Here is a 14,944-nt window from a genome sequence, read left to right as displayed (position 1 = left end):
TTATGACCCCGCCTGCAAATAATGGGTCAAAGTATGCACGTCTGTGCACAAGGTTGCGATAGTTGCGCGGATCTCCGCCAGATTCACATCTTGATCGATGTTCATGCCTGAAGCCTGAGCCGGAACGGAGGGTGTCCTGAATTTTGTGTAAACGGTCAATCTGGCGGGGTCTTCCGCCTCACTCACAGGAGAATGCCTGACTTTGGCCGAAAGTTGACCTTCCAGAAAAATAGTTTGCGCATGAGCGGGCAGCCGGCTGAGTTTTAATGGTGAGGTGGCCCCGTTCGGTTGGACAAAAATTCGTTTTCTTAAGCAGGTTCCTGCCATGTTCTTTGCAACAGCGTTTGCAGGCGACAGTTTTCAGTCCTCAGCAGGTTGAGTTCATTTTCCAATGGTTGTTTACCGATATCCAGTTCCCGATATCGACTGGCAAGAAACAACTGCATCCGGCCAACCAGTCAGGCGTTCATTTGCTCTTTTGATTTTCTGAATGCTGTTCTTCACCGAGGCGAACGGGTTGGCCATCTTTCCAGATTACAGCATATTGACCAAGGCGGCGCTTACGCTCCAGTGCATGCGAGACAGCCTGCTTCAACGTATCGAGCATGATTTGTCCCTCTTCGGATGGCATCTCTTTCCTCAATACGTTCATGGCTTTGCCTCGTTCAGTAGCTCGTGATAATAATCGAGGTGCAAAATATCACGTTTTTCGTCAATTTGTTCAAATACCAACACAGGATCTTCACCATCATTCACAAAGCAAAGGCAACGATCTACGGCTTCTCCGAACAGAAACAGAAGATTATGTATGCTGCGAGGAAACCGTCTTTCGATATCACTGACCGGGATATTATGTCCGCCATGTGCGACCCGCTCCACCACGCGGAGTTTTGACATCTCCACACTCGGCAAGGCGAGATAGATCAACTCCACTCGCCAGCCATCAAGATGCAAACGTTTGACCAGTCACAGATGAAAAGCAGACGAGTGGCGTGAGGCGGCGAACTTATCCGCCCCGGTTTGGGCCGGGGCGGCTTTACGTTAGGCTGGGCCGCATGATGGATCGCTTTTCCTGCCCGCGCATATTCGCGGCGCTTCTGTTGCCGCTAATGTTGCTGACGGCGTGTGGTCCGCGCTTCATGCCGCCTGCTGCTCTGCAGGTGACGCCCGTGATGACGGATGCATCCTTGATTTCATTTGATGGCATGCGATTACCGCTGCGGCAGTGGTTGCCTGCAGAAAAGCCGTCGGCGGTGGTGATCGCACTGCACGGATTCAATGATTACTCGAACTTTATTGATGCCGCCGCCCGCTGGTGGTCGGCGCGTGGTATAGCGGTTTATGCCTATGATCAGCGTGGCTTCGGGGGCGCCCCCGATCATGGCCGCTGGCCGGGAAAAGAGGCGTTTGCACTTGATCTGCAGGCAATGGTGCAGCTGTTGCATCAGCACTATCCTCATACGCCGCTATATCTTTTGGGTGAAAGTATGGGGGCGGCCGTGGTGCTGGAAACGCTTGCCACGAAGCCGGTTGAGGTGAACGGGGTGATTCTTTCCGCACCGGCTGTATGGGGCTGGAGCAGTATGCCTCTCTGGCAGCAGTGGGGCTTGCGGATGGCTGCTTGCGTGATGCCCGGGGCCCGTTTTACCGGCGAGTCGCTGGGCGTGATGGCCTCCGACAATATCGAGATGTTAAGGGCGCTGGGGCGTGATCCGCTGGTCATCAAGGCGACGCGGGTGGATACGATTTACGGACTGGTCGAACTGATGCAGGCCGGTGCGCAGGCGGTATCTGCCATACGGGGGCCAGCCCTGGTGCTCTATGGTGAGAAGGATCAGGTGATTCCCGCCTCGGCGGTGGCGGCGGCATTTGCTCCGGTGGCCGGAGAGCAGGGGCTGCAATTGCTGCAGTACCGCAATGGCTATCACATGCTGTTGCGTGACAGGCAGGCGGAGGTGGTATGGCAGGATGTACTTGCCTGGTTGCAGCGCGCGCCACTCCCTTCCCGCAATGCCGGTTTAAGCCATGATATGCGGCTGCCCGGCTCCCTGGTCAGTGGGGGGCGCTAGCGCTGTTGCTATCAGCCGGCTGCCAGTCACCGCCGAGCGCTTTATGCAGCTGGGCCAGCGTGGTCAGTACGCGGGTTTCGCTGCCGACAATGGCATCTCTGGTGGTGATCAGCGCCCGCTCGGCATCGAGCATGACCAGAAAGGGTTCTTCTCCCGCCTCATAGCGCAAACGTGCAATGGTGAAGGCTTGCAGGCGCGAGGCTTCAGCCGCCTTCAGCTGGTGCAATGTTTGCCATTCGCCGGCGTAGCGGGCCAGAGCACCTTCTGCATCTTCCAGCGCCAGCAGCACACTTTGTTCATAGCTGGCCAGAGCTGCCCTGGCATCGGCTTTGGCGATATCAACCCGGGCGGTGATGGCACCGCCGGCAAATACCGGCCAGCCCAGGGTCGCACCCAGTGAACGGGTCAGGGTGGCCGGTGTAAACAGATCTGTGAACAGGCGTGCACTGGAGCCGGTGGAGCCGGTCAGGGAAAAGATCGGAAACATTTCCGCTTTGGCCACGCCGATATCGGCTGTCGCCGCCGCCAGTTCCCGTTCTGCCTGCCGGATATCGGGTCGACGCTTCAGGATTTCCGAGCGCAGGCCGGTCGGTACCCGATCGGTGACAACCGGCAGCGGTTGTGCCTGCAGCAATATCGTGTTGTAGAACTCAGGTGCCTTGCCGGTCAGCACCGAAATGCGAAAGGTGCGGGCCTGAATGCCGGCATGCAGCGCCGGCAGTGTTGCGGCAATGTTTTCACGCTCCCCCTGAGCCTGCGAAATATCCATGTCACTGGCGACACCAAGCTCGGTTTTGGCGCGCGCAATCTCCTCCATCTCCTTAAGCAGGGTGATATCACGCTCTGTCATGACAAGCTGCCGTTGCAGCCCGCGTAACTCGAAATAGTTGACGGCAACTTCGGCGGTCAGCGACAGCATCAGCCCCTGCTGTGCTGCGAGACTCGCCTGCAGACGGGCATCTGCGGCCTCGATGGCCCGGCGGGTGCGGCCAAACAGGTCCGGCTCCCAGCTGGCATCCAGTGCGGCACTGAAGGTGCTGCGGGTACCGGTATTGGCACCAAAACCGGTTTGCCGGCTGAAGCGTGTGCGATTGGCTGACCCGCCTGCATTCAGTGTCGGGAAATAGCCGCTGCCTGCCTCCCGCCGTAATCCCCGGGCACGTTCAATATGGGCCAGTGCCACAGCCAGATCACGATTATTGTGCATGGTCTCATCAATCAGGCTGACCAGCAGCGGGTCATTGAACTGTTGCCACCACTGGCTGCCTGCCGCCGGCTGTGCGGATCCATCCATGCCGGTGTCGCTATGCCACTGGTCGCTGTAGCTCGCTACGGGTGGTGTGTAATCCGGCCCGACTGCACAGCCGCCGGCCAGCATCGCCAGCATGAGAAGCAGCTTTCTCATACCTGTTCCTCAAACGCTGCAAGCTCGCGCTCCAGGCGCCTGCCTGTGGCTTTGGGGGAAGCGGTACGGGCGGACCATAATTGGTACATGGCCGGTACGATAAACAGGGTGAAAAAGGTGGTCACCGTGACGCCAGCCAGAATCACGGTGCCGATGACCAGGCGTGTTTCAGCCCCGGCGCCGGTGGATAAAATCAGCGGTACAGCCCCCATGGCCGTGGTCAGCGCGGTCATCACGATCGGCCGCAGCCGCTTGCCTGCGGCCTCAGGGATGGCATCGTGAAAGGCAACGCCCTCATCACGCAGCTGATTGATAAATTCGACAATCAGAATGCCGTTCTTGGCGGCAATACCCACCAGAATAATCAAGCCGATCTGACTGTAGATATTCAGGCTCATGTCGGCCGCCCACAGCGCCGCCAGTGCACCGGTGATGGCCAGGGGAACCGTCAGCATGATGATCAGAGGCTGTATAAAGCTTTCAAACTGACCGGCCAGTACGAGAAATACCACGGTCAGGGCCAGTATAAACACCAGATACATGGATGAGCCGCTGTCGATAAAGTCCTGTGACGGCCCCTTGTAATCAATGGTGGCACCGGGCGGCAGGTTTTCGCGTACCAGTCGTTGCAGGTAAGAGAGCGCCTCACCCAGCGAATAACCTTCCGCCAGGTTGGCCTCCAGGGTGATGGCGCGCTGGCGGTTATAGCGATTGAGGGTGCTGCTGGCGGCGAATTCCCGCATCTCCACAAGGCTTGCCAGTGGAATCAGCTGGCCACTGCGTGCGGAGCGAACCCATGTGTTGGCAATATCCGAGGGCTCCTGCTTGAGTGTCTTTTCACTCTCCAGCAACACATCATACTCCTTGCCGCGATCGATGAAGGTGGTGACACGGCGACTGCCCAGCAAGGTCTCCAGTGTGTGGTTGATCTCCGTGACCGAGACGCCCAGCGCATCGGCGCGATCGCGAAGAATGGTCAGGCCGATCTGGGGGCGGGTCTCATCATAATCGTGATCCAGTGCGATCAGGCCGGGGTTTTCTGCCGCCCTGGCCATGATGATGTCGCGCCATTTCGCCAGCTCCTCATAGGTCGGGCCACCCAGTACGAACTGAACCGGCTTGACCTCGCCGCCACCAAACGGCTGGCGTACATTCGTCGATACCCGTACACCGGGGATGTCGGCCGTGAGTTTTTTCACCTCATTGATGTAGTACCAGATCGGTTTGCGACCGGTTTTCCAGTGGCTGAGTACCACCGTGGCACGGGCATCGCTGTAGTTTGATGTGGCACCGAAGGTGCCCGGTGCCCGGATCAGCAGGCGCTGGAATTCACCTGTTTTGGTAAATGGCAGTAACCGTCGTTCAACCTCATCCATATGCTCGCGCATATAGCGGTAGGAGACCCCTTCCGGCCCCTTGATGGTAATGTGAAAAACGCCGCGATCCTCTTTGGGGGAGTACTCCTGCGGAATCACCCGGGCCAGCAGGATGGCTGCTGCCAGCATGGCGGCAATGATCAGAATGGCCAGCCACGGATGGCGCAGCATGCGGGCAAGCTGTGTGAGATAACCCTGGTGCAATAGATCAAAGAGGTGATCGGTGCGCATGGCGAGGCGACCAGCCTCACGGCCACCCGCCAGCCATTTGGATGCGATCATCGGCGCGATGGTTAATGCCGCAAAAGCAGAAAATGTGACGGCGGCAGCAATGGCGATGGCAAACTCGCTGAACAGGCGGCCGATATCCCCCTCAAGAAAGGTGATGGGTACGAAAACGGCGATCAGTACGGTGGTGGTGGCAATGACGGCAAATCCGACCTGACGGGTACCGCGAAAGGCGGCAACCAGTCTGGATTCGCCCATCTCGATGCGGCGATGAATATTTTCGACGACGACAATGGCATCGTCGACGACGAGGCCGATGGCCAGTACCAGAGCCAGCAGGGTGAGCAGGTTGATCGAGTAGCCAAGGGTGTAAAGGACTGAAAAGGTGCCGATCAGTGAGATGGGGACCGTGACAGCCGGGATCAGCATGGCCCGGACATTGCCAAGGAAAAGATAGATGACCAGTACGACGAGCAGTATGGCGATCAGCAGTGTTTTGAACACCTCATCAATGGCATTGTCGATGAAAATACTGGAATCGTAGCTCTGCTCCAGGTGCATATGAGTCGGCAGCACCTCATTGATGCGGACCATCTCCTGTTTTGCCAGCCGGGCCACCTGCAGGGTGTTGGCCCTGGATTGTTTGACCAGGCCGATACCGACCATGGCAATGCCATTGCCGCGCAGGGTGCTGCGCTCTTCAGTCGGGCCGATCTCAATACGGGCGACATCAGCAAGTCTGACCAGGTAGCCATCCTTGCCTGACTTCAGCACCAGACCGCGGAAGTCGTCGATACTCTGATAGCTGCGCAGCATGCGAACGGTGAAGTCGCGCATGTGTGACTCCAGTGTACCGGCCGGAAGTTCCACATTCTCCTGTCGTAATGCCTGCTCAATATCACTCACCGTCAGACCGAATGCCGCCAGCCTGTTGCGATCAAGCCAGATGCGCATGGCCTGCTCCTTGGCGCCGCCAAGGCGAACTCGCGCTACGCCATCGAGTGCTGCAAAGCGGTCTTCGACATAGCGTTTGGCATAATCGGTGACCTCCATCGAGGTCATGCCCTTGCCGGTGAGATGAATCCACATAATGACTTTTTCATCTGCATCCGATTTGCTGATGTCCGGCGCTTCGGCGCCGTCCGGCAGATCAGCCATGATGCGTGAAACACGATCGCGTATATCATTGGCGGCGGCATCAATATCGCGGCTGATGTTGAAGCGCACCGAGATATCCGAGCGCCCGTCACGGCTTTTTGATGTAATCGAGCGGATACCTTCAAGCCCGGCAATGCGCCCTTCGATCACCTCGGTCACCCGGGTTTCGACAACATTGGCGGCGGCTCCGGGGTAGGTGGTGTTGATCGAAACAATGGGCGGGTCGATATCCGGATACTCGCGTAACGGCAGGTGGGTGAATGCGAGTATGCCGAATACGATCAGCAGCAGGTTGACCACCAGCGCCAGAACGGGACGGCGGACGCTGGTATCAGAGAGCCACATGGAGCCTCTCCATGAGCGGGCGCTTCACCATCCTCTGCAGGCGGGTCACGGTGCGGTTACCTGGCCTCATCGGCAAGTGGCTCATTGCTGTGATCGATATCTGTCCATGTGGTGCTGATCGTTACCGGTTTGCCTGCCTTTACAAAGCCCATGCCGCGAACGACAACCTGTTCGCCGCTTTTCAGCCCCTGGCTGATTTCAACCATGCCATGATGGCGCAGGCCGGTCTGAACCGGCCGGATCTCCGCCTTGCCATCACTGGTGACCAGGGTAATAAAGTGTTCGCCCTGTTTCTGGGTGATGCACTCTTCCGGGACAACCAGTGCCTCATGGGGGGCGGTGGTGAGGGTGACACGCATCAACATGCCGGGAATCAGCAGGCCCTGATGATTATCGATGCGGCTGCGCAGCAGAATCGAACGGGTGATCGGGTCGATGCGCGAGTCGATGACGCTGAGTTTGCCATTGAATATCTCTCCCGGCCGGGCATCGGTGGTGGCCTGGATATGGTCACCGACCTGTAGACCGTGCAGGCGGGTGGAGGGGATGGAAAAATCGATATCGATGGCGTCGCTGGCATCCAGGGTGGTAATGACGGTGCCCGGCTGGATCAGGGCCCCCGGGCTGACCCGGCGGATGCCAAGGCGGCCGTCAAAGGGGGCGGTCAGTGTCAGCTCGCTCATGCGTGCACGAATCTGGGCAATGTTGCTGGCGGTAACGGCAGCCAGTGTTTTTCGCTCATCCAGGTCGCGGGTGGCGGCCGCTTTCCGGGCCAGCAGTGCCTGCAGACGTTTGATTTCGCGCTGATGTTCGCTCAGTTGAGCAATGGCGGCGGTCAGCTGGGCTTTATCTTCATCCTGATCCATGCGGGCGATGACGTCACCCTTATGCACGGCCTGGCCGTCAGTGAAAGAGATCTCGTCAAGCCGGCCGGCCACACTTGCGGTGATGGTGACAGATTCGCGCGCCTGCGCTGTGCCGAGGGCCTCAATCGTGTCACTGACCGGCTGCGTGTGGGCCTTCATGACGATAACCGGACGTGGTTCGGTCTGTTTATGGGCTGTATCATGATTGTCGCAGGCGGTTAGCAGCGGGAGCAGACACAAGGAGAGCATGTGCAGGCGATGGAGCCGTTTTAACGGCGATGGCTGTGTGAGTGCAGGCATGGTCGCCATGCTATCCGGCAAGCGGAAGCTGTGATACTGCTCCGGTCATGCCCGCCCTGCCAGATAGCCCGCTTTTCTTCACTCCAGAATGGTAAAGTTTGTCCAGGTCGATGTCGGGGTGGCAGGCAGGTATTCGATATCATCTACCCTGGCCATGGCCGGTCCGTGACGTAGCCATTGTTGCATGTGTTCGAGTATGCCGTCGCTGCCGCAAATACAGGCTTCAACGCGGCCATCGGGCAGGTTTCTGACCCAGCCTGTGACCCCGAGGCGTATGGCTTCGCTGCGGGTATGATAGCGGAAGCCCACCCCCTGCACCCGGCCACTGATGCGCAGTAACAGACAGCGGGGCTGCATCAGAAGTCCGGCATCAGAATGGTGTCATGCGGCTCGTTCAGCGTGGCAGGGTGATCGGTTGAATAATGCAGGCCGCGCGACTCATGGCGGCTCTGGGCGCTCATGACAATCAATTCGGCAACCAGTTCGAGATTGCGCAACTCAAGCAGGTCCTGACTGACCGGGTGGCGCCAGTAGTAGGAGTCGATCTCCTCATGAATGACGCGCAGTCGCCTTCTGGCCCGGCGTAAACGCTCATCCGTCCGCACAATGCCGACATAGTGTGACATGGTGGCCCGGATTTCATCCCAGTTCTGTTTGATCTGGATGCGCTCCTGTTCGGGTTCGATGCCACTGTCATCCCACAGAGGGGCATGGGCGGGGACGGGAGGTGCGGATGTGATGATGTCCGTGGTGCAATAGTCGGCCATGACCAGGCACTCGAGCAGGGAGTTGCTGGCCAGGCGGTTGGCTCCGTGCAATCCGGTACAGGCGGTTTCACCAATGGCATAAAGTCCGTTTATTGCTGTGCGACCATGGATGTCGGCCTGGATACCGCCACACAGGTAGTGGGCGGCCGGTACCACCGGGATGGGCTCGGCGGTCATGTCCAGTCCCAGCTGCAGCAGGCGCTCGTGAATATTGGGGAAGTGGTTGCAGATGGTTTCCGTGCCGATCGGGCGTGCATCAAGGTACATGCAGTCGACGCCCTGCTTTTTCATCTCGTGGTCGATGGCTCGGGCAACAATATCCCGCGATGCCATCTCTCCGCGTGTGTCGTAGTCGAACACAAAACGACGGCCATGCGCGTCGACCAGATGGGCTCCTTCACCGCGCAGGGCTTCGGAAAGCAACATATTCGAGCCTTCACGATGATAGAGGCAGGTGGGGTGAAACTGGATGAATTCGAGATTCATGACCGGACAGCCGGCACGCCAGGCCATGGCGATGCCATCACCTGTCGCCGCATGGGGGTTGGAGGTATACATATATACCTTGCCGGCCCCGCCGGTGGCCAGAATCGTGCAGCGGGCTGTGACGGTGATAACGCTGCCATCAGGCGCCAGCAGATAGGCGCCCAGACAGCGGTTGTCGCCGGCATGCCCGAGCCGGCGGGTGGTGATCAGATCAATGGCCGTATGGTATTCGAGCTGCTGAATACCGGGCTGCGGAGTGATTTTCGCCAGCAGTGCTTCGGCAATGGCCTTGCCGGTGGCATCCCGTGAGTGGGCAATGCGCCGGTTGCTGTGGCCACCCTCCCGGGTCAGGTGCAGCTCGCCGTTACAGGTGTCGAATCCGGTGCCGATTTCAATCAGTTCCTGCACAATTTTCCGGCCATGCATGATGATGCCTTTGACCGCATCTTCATGGCAGAGCCCGGCTCCGGCTATCAGTGTGTCGCGTACATGTGAGTCGATGGAGTCGGTGTCCGACAACACGCCGGCAATGCCGCCCTGGGCATTCCATGTGCTGGAATTCTGGATGCCCCCTTTGTTGACAAGCAGTACACTGCCATGCGGTGCCAGTCGGCTTGCTGCCAGCAGGCCTGAGGCACCACTTCCGATAATCAGATAATCTGTTTCCAGTCGCTGTTTATGAGTCGCCATATTGGCGCCATCATACCTCCGCAATTTTACGATGACGATAGCATCCGTACGTCGCGCGCTACTGGTGAAGGGGGAGCCGCTGTGTAATGATGCGTGCTGCCCGGCCATTGCGCTTGTGGCATGACAGGAGTCGGTGTGGAGCAAAAGGTTACGGTGGTGGCCATTGAGGGTGAGCATGTGCTGGTGCAAGGGCGCCGGGCAAGTGCCTGCGGGAAGTGTGTCGGCAAAAGTTCCTGCTCAACGATGGGTTCGTGGGTCGAGCGTGTGGCTGAATTGCGGGTCAGGAACAGTTTGCAGGCAGATGTCGGTGATGAGATCGTTCTGGATGTTCCTGATGGTCTGTTACTGTCGCTGGCTTTCCAGCTCTACGGTCTGCCGATGCTGGCGTTTGTGGTGACCGGAGTGGTGGTGCGCAGCATCGCCGTGGCTGCCGGCTGGCCGCAGGCGGATGCACTGGCGGCGGTTGCCGGATTCGTGGCCGTACTGGCCTGCTACGCCCTGATTCACCGGCGGGTGTCGTCAGGACGTACCCGACTGGATGTCCGTATGGTTCGGGTTGAGCGGCCGCAAGCGTATTCGCAGTCATCAAATTGAAAGCTTTTTTTCATCATTTATTCATCTGCGGGGCGCTAAAAAGCGCTCTCATTTTGTCATCAAGGAGTTGAATTTGCGCCTGATTAAACAATTGTTTCCTTTCGTGTTCATCGCGGTGATGTGGATCTCTCCGGCACACGCGATGCCAGACAGCTTTGCGGATCTTGCTGCGGCACAGGCTGATTCTGTGGTCAATATCAGTACCACCAAAATTGTTCGCAATACACAGGGTATGCCGCCCGGATTCGGTGGCTTTCCGCAGGGCTCCCCCTTCGATGATTTCTTCCATGACTTTTTCCGCAATATGCCGCCACAGGAGCAGCATGCGCTAGGCACAGGCTTTATTATCAGCGGCGATGGATACATTGTGACCAATAATCATGTTGTTGATGCTGCCGATGAGGTGATCGTCAAGATGCGGGACGGTTCCGAGCATGAGGCGAAGGTGATCGGTACCGATTCGAAACTCGATGTGGCATTGCTGAAGATTGCCGCAAAGAACCTGAAGGCAGTCACCATCGGTGACTCCTCGCAGTTGCGTGTGGGTGACTGGGTGGTTGCGATCGGCAATCCGTTCGGCCTTGAGCAGACAGTGACGGCCGGTATCGTCTCGGCCAAGGGTCGTGTGATTGGCTCTGGTCCCTATGATGACTTTATTCAGACCGATGCCGCTATCAATCCGGGTAACTCCGGTGGCCCGCTGTTCAATGTGCGCGGTGAAGTTGTCGGCATCAACACGGCCATCTACTCGCGCAGTGGCGGTAATAATGGTATCGGTTTTGCCATCCCGATTAATCTGGCCAGGTCCGCCGTGGATGAATTGCGCGACAAGGGTCATGTGACCCGCGCCCGCCTCGGTGTTCATATCAGCGATGTCGATAAAGAGACGGCACAGGCACTCGGCCTGAAGAACCGTGACGGTGCGCTGGTGCCACAGGTGGAATCAGGTTCGGCAGCCGACAAGGCGGGTATTCGTGCCGGTGATGTGATTGTATCGATTGATGGCGTGGCGATTAAGAAAGCGCACGAGCTGCCTATTCGTGTGGCCAACCATACACCGGGTGACAAGGTGAAGATCGGCATCATTCGCGATGGCAAGGAAAAGACGGTGACGGTCGCGGTCGAAGAGATGCCGGATGACAAGGTAGCCTCTGCCAGTGAGGGCCATGGCAAGCAGGCGAACAAGGTCCGTCTTGGCCTGGTTGTGCAGGACCTGACGCCTGAGATTGCAGGCCAGTTGCAGGCCAGGGTCAAGCATGGTGCCGTGGTGCAGCAGGTGCAACCGGGTATGCCGGCAGCACGGGCAGGTATCAATCGCGGTGATGTGATTTATCGTATCAATGGCGAGGACGTAAAGGATGTCGCCTCATTCATGTCCATGATCAGCCATTTTGAGCCTGAGGCCGTGTTGCGAGTCATGCTGGATCGCGGTGGCGACCAGGTGTTTGCCCTGATCAAGCTTCCCAAAGCCGCAGGTCAAGAGTGACCTCCGGGACCACTGTGGCACTGCCGCATATCCGTTTTATGACGCGCCGCGACTGCTGCCTTTGCGATGATGCAAAGGCAGTGGTCGTTGCCGCTGTCGAACAGGGGCTTTGTACCTGGGAGGCGGTCAATGTCGACACCGACAAGGCACTGCTGGTTCGCTACGGGATGGATGTGCCTGTGCTGGTATGCGAAGATAAGGTGTTATTCAAACACCGGGTGACAGAGACAGAGCTGCAGGATGCACTGCTGCAAATACAGAACGGGGAAATGGCATGACTGCGCGTTGGCTTATTGTGCTGGCTGTACTTGGCATGATCGGGGCTGCCATTTGGCAGACGTTACCGCAGGCGCCGGTGGCTGTGGATCCGGGCAGCAAGAGTGTGGCCTTTACTCTCCCTGACCTGGAAGGAACCATGCGCCAGTTGCCCGAGGGCGAGGTGGTGCTGCTGAACTTCTGGGCCACATGGTGCCCCCCATGCCGCCGGGAGATTCCGTCGATGGTGCAGCTGCACGAGAAGCTGGCAGCGAAGGGGCTGAAGGTGGTTGCTGTATCGGTTGATCAGCGTCTCGATGATCTGACCGGTTTCGTCAAAGAGTACAAGATGCCATTCGAGGTGCTGCATGACGCGGATAATGCTGTGTCGCACCGTTATGGCGTGTTCCGCTATCCGGAGTCCTTTCTGATCGATCGCCATGGTGTTGTACGGCAGCATCTGGTCGGGGCCGTTGACTGGATGGCGGCGCCTGTTGTCAGTGCGATTGAGGCGATGCTGGCCGAGCCCCCTGTTGCGGGTATGGCTTCAGGCGTGACGGTCGCGGCCGCTAACTGACCTGTTATTCTGAGTTTCAGGGAGGTGCTGATTGATTGCCCTCCTGGCAAAATCAGTTAGTAAAGGCAAAAGCGTGACCAGGAGGCAGGACGCCGATTGGGCGGCCAACGGCCGCCCGCAGGGCGAGGGCATGATGCCCGGATCATTTTTTCGTTGCTTGCAAATCAGGCACTTACGCGTCTGATTTGCGCGGGGCGTCCATGGCCCGCACGGAAGCACTGAATAAATCAGCGCAGGGCCAGCTATATCCGGTTTGGGGGGAAATGTGAGTGTTCATGGTGAGCGAATAGCGTTTTTGCGCCGGGAACTGCGCGAGCATAATTATCGCTATTACATCCTGTCGGCTCCTTCCATCAGCGATGCTGAATATGATGCTCTGTTGCGCGAGCTCGAGCAGCTGGAAGCGCTCTCCGGTGAGCCGGTTCCGCTTGACTCCCCGACGCAGACGGTGGGGGCTCCACCCTCGCATACCTTTACCCCCCGTGAGCACGGTGAACCGCTGCTATCGCTGGCCAATGCCTTCACTGATGAAGAGGTGGAGAGCTTTGTGCGCCGTCTTGACGAGAGCCTGCCACAGGCTGCGATCCGCTTTATTATTGAGCCGAAAATCGATGGTCTGGCGGTAAACCTGCGTTATGAGCGGGGCGAGTTGCGCATGGCAGCAACCCGCGGCGATGGCACGACAGGCGAAGATGTGACGGATAATATCCGTACCATCAGCGGCATCCCCTGGCATTTACAGGGGGGGGATGTACCGGAAGTGCTGGAGGTGCGCGGCGAGGTCTATATGTCGAAGGCCGCCTTTGCCGATCTCAACAGTCGACAGGACGCCGAAGGTGCAGCCCCGTTTGCCAACCCGCGCAATGCAGCCGCCGGCTCGCTCAGGCAGCTCGATGCCCGGATGACGGCGAAACGTAAGCTGGCCTTTTTCGCCTATGGTGCAGGTATAGGTGGCCGTCAGCTGGCTTCAAGTCAGTCGGCACTGCTTGCCGCGCTGGCCGGTTACGGTTTCGCTGTCCAGCAGACGGGCCAGGCAGCCGATGTGATTGGCCTGCTGAACTTTTATCGTGATCTGCAGCAGCGGCGTCCGGACCTGGCCTATGAAATCGATGGTGTGGTTTACAAGCTGGATGATTTCTCCCTGCAGCAGCAGATGGGGGCGGTGGCACGTTCGCCGCGCTGGGCAATTGCGCACAAATTTCCGGCGGAAGAGGTAACCACCACCGTTCGCGACATCATCTGGCAGGTTGGACGCACCGGCGTGATTACGCCGGTGGCTGATATGGAGCCGGTTGCAGTGGGAGGCGTGATTGTATCACGTGCCACCCTGCATAATGTCGATGAGATGGCGCGCAAGCAGGTCTATTGTGGTGCGACCGTTGTGGTTCGCCGTGCCGGTGATGTCATTCCGGAGGTGGTGACCGCTTTCGATATTGATGCCGATGCGCTCATGCCCGAACCGCCGCACCTCTGTCCTGCCTGTGGTGCTTCGGTTTACCGCATTGAGGGCGAGGTGGCGATTCGTTGCAGTGGCGGTCTCGCATGTCCGGCGCAACTGAAGGAGCGATTGAGCCATTTTGTCTCCCGCGGAGCGATGGATATCGAGGGTATGGGGGAAAAGTTGCTGGCCCGCCTGGTGGATGAAGGCCTGCTTGCCAGTATCGCCGATATTTACGAGTTCGATTACCACCGCCTTGCCGGCTGGACCGGCATGGGGGAAAAGAAAATCGCCAACCTTCAGGAGGCGATCGAGGTCAGCAAGACGCGCCCGCTTGCCCGCTTTCTGCATGCCCTCGGTATCCGCCATGTCGGTGCGGCAACAGCAGCCGCACTGGCCAGCCACTTTACCGAGCTGGCTGCAGTGGTCTCCGCCGATGAGGAGGCACTGTTAAGCGTTCCCGATGTCGGGCCGGAAGTGGCCGGCAGTATCCGCAGCTTCTTTGCCGAGGAGCACAACCGGGTCGTGATTGACCGCCTGCTGCATGCCGGTGTAACCCCTGTTGCGGCTCAGGTGGTGGCCAGTGATCATCCGCTGGCCGGGAAAACGATTGTGTTAACCGGCAGTTTTGAGGCGGTGAACCGGCGGCAGGCACAGGAGCGCCTGCGCAGCTTTGGTGCCAGACCGGCCGGCTCGGTATCGAAGCTGACCGATCTGGTGATTGCCGGGGAGAAGGCCGGCTCGAAGCTGACCAAAGCCCGTGAGCTCGGCATCGAGGTGGCAGATGAGGCTCAGTTACTGAGCTGGCTGGAGTGGTCCGCCCCCTCCCTGTCATAGGCTGACCTTGAATCATCCGTGTGTGATCCCTACACAGGCTGGCAACAGGCGACTGTGCTGACAAAGC

General features: G+C 58.5%; 14 protein-coding genes. 6 read left to right on the top strand and 8 right to left on the bottom strand.

What is annotated here, in order from left to right:
- From FEF65_RS03000 to FEF65_RS02990, 3 genes are all read right to left on the bottom strand, one after another.
- On the bottom strand, positions 1 to 327 hold the full coding sequence (locus tag FEF65_RS03000) for a hypothetical protein (RefSeq protein ID WP_138238302.1): 327 nt from the start codon (positions 325 to 327) through the stop codon (positions 1 to 3).
- Between the two features lie 139 nt (positions 328 to 466).
- Entirely contained in the window at positions 467 to 652 is a 186-nt protein-coding gene (locus FEF65_RS02995) for a hypothetical protein (protein ID WP_138238301.1), read from the bottom strand.
- The gene (locus tag FEF65_RS02990; protein WP_138238300.1) at positions 649 to 933 is read right to left on the bottom strand and encodes a hypothetical protein; all 285 of its coding nucleotides are present in this window, start codon (positions 931 to 933) and stop codon (positions 649 to 651) included. The genes FEF65_RS02995 and FEF65_RS02990 overlap by 4 nt, the downstream gene beginning before the upstream one ends.
- Positions 934 to 1,055: 122 nt before the next feature.
- Here FEF65_RS02990 and FEF65_RS02985 point away from each other — a divergent pair, with 122 nt between their 5' ends.
- Positions 1,056 to 2,069: an alpha/beta hydrolase gene (locus FEF65_RS02985; protein ID WP_138238299.1), complete on the top strand. Its 1,014-nt coding sequence runs from the start codon at positions 1,056 to 1,058 to the stop codon at positions 2,067 to 2,069.
- Here FEF65_RS02985 and FEF65_RS02980 read toward each other — a convergent pair.
- The 5 genes from FEF65_RS02980 to nadB all read right to left on the bottom strand — a co-directional run bounded on the left by FEF65_RS02980 (position 2,053) and on the right by nadB (position 9,690).
- Complete coding sequence (locus tag FEF65_RS02980; RefSeq protein ID WP_138238298.1) at positions 2,053 to 3,474, bottom strand: efflux transporter outer membrane subunit; 1,422 nt, start codon at positions 3,472 to 3,474, stop codon at positions 2,053 to 2,055. The genes FEF65_RS02985 and FEF65_RS02980 overlap by 17 nt on opposite strands.
- The gene (locus tag FEF65_RS02975) at positions 3,471 to 6,581 is read right to left on the bottom strand and encodes an efflux RND transporter permease subunit (RefSeq protein ID WP_138238297.1); all 3,111 of its coding nucleotides are present in this window, start codon (positions 6,579 to 6,581) and stop codon (positions 3,471 to 3,473) included. The genes FEF65_RS02980 and FEF65_RS02975 overlap by 4 nt, the downstream gene beginning before the upstream one ends.
- A gap of 56 nt (positions 6,582 to 6,637) precedes the next feature.
- The gene (locus FEF65_RS02970) at positions 6,638 to 7,747 is read right to left on the bottom strand and encodes an efflux RND transporter periplasmic adaptor subunit (protein ID WP_161595162.1); all 1,110 of its coding nucleotides are present in this window, start codon (positions 7,745 to 7,747) and stop codon (positions 6,638 to 6,640) included.
- A 78-nt stretch (positions 7,748 to 7,825) separates the two neighbouring features.
- Positions 7,826 to 8,104: an acylphosphatase gene (yccX, locus tag FEF65_RS02965; protein WP_138238295.1), complete on the bottom strand. Its 279-nt coding sequence runs from the start codon at positions 8,102 to 8,104 to the stop codon at positions 7,826 to 7,828.
- Positions 8,104 to 9,690: an L-aspartate oxidase gene (nadB, locus tag FEF65_RS02960; protein ID WP_138238294.1), complete on the bottom strand. Its 1,587-nt coding sequence runs from the start codon at positions 9,688 to 9,690 to the stop codon at positions 8,104 to 8,106. Before nadB ends, yccX begins: the two co-directional genes overlap by 1 nt.
- Positions 9,691 to 9,825: 135 nt before the next feature.
- Between nadB and FEF65_RS02955 the strand changes: the two genes are divergently transcribed.
- The 5 genes from FEF65_RS02955 (at position 9,826) to ligA (ending at position 14,877) form a co-directional block, all read left to right on the top strand.
- Entirely contained in the window at positions 9,826 to 10,284 is a 459-nt protein-coding gene (locus FEF65_RS02955) for a SoxR reducing system RseC family protein (RefSeq protein ID WP_138238293.1), read from the top strand.
- Between the two features lie 73 nt (positions 10,285 to 10,357).
- Positions 10,358 to 11,770 carry a DegQ family serine endoprotease gene (locus tag FEF65_RS02950; RefSeq protein ID WP_238701137.1) on the top strand — a complete coding sequence of 471 codons (1,413 nt, stop codon included), beginning with the start codon at positions 10,358 to 10,360 and terminating at the stop codon, positions 11,768 to 11,770.
- Entirely contained in the window at positions 11,767 to 12,048 is a 282-nt protein-coding gene (locus FEF65_RS02945) for a glutaredoxin family protein (RefSeq protein ID WP_238701136.1), read from the top strand. Before FEF65_RS02950 ends, FEF65_RS02945 begins: the two co-directional genes overlap by 4 nt.
- Positions 12,045 to 12,602, top strand: coding sequence for a peroxiredoxin family protein (locus tag FEF65_RS02940; protein ID WP_138238292.1), 558 nt, complete (start codon positions 12,045 to 12,047; stop codon positions 12,600 to 12,602). Before FEF65_RS02945 ends, FEF65_RS02940 begins: the two co-directional genes overlap by 4 nt.
- A 265-nt stretch (positions 12,603 to 12,867) precedes the next feature.
- Positions 12,868 to 14,877 carry an NAD-dependent DNA ligase LigA gene (gene ligA / locus FEF65_RS02935; protein WP_138238291.1) on the top strand — a complete coding sequence of 670 codons (2,010 nt, stop codon included), beginning with the start codon at positions 12,868 to 12,870 and terminating at the stop codon, positions 14,875 to 14,877.
- Positions 14,878 to 14,944 lie beyond the last annotated feature (67 nt).

The organism is Mariprofundus erugo (assembly GCF_005818865.1).
In the GTDB taxonomy this organism is placed as follows: domain Bacteria; phylum Pseudomonadota; class Zetaproteobacteria; order Mariprofundales; family Mariprofundaceae; genus Mariprofundus; species Mariprofundus erugo.
Note: the sequence above shows the minus strand (reverse complement) of the source record. Positions and strands in the feature narration are given on the sequence as shown.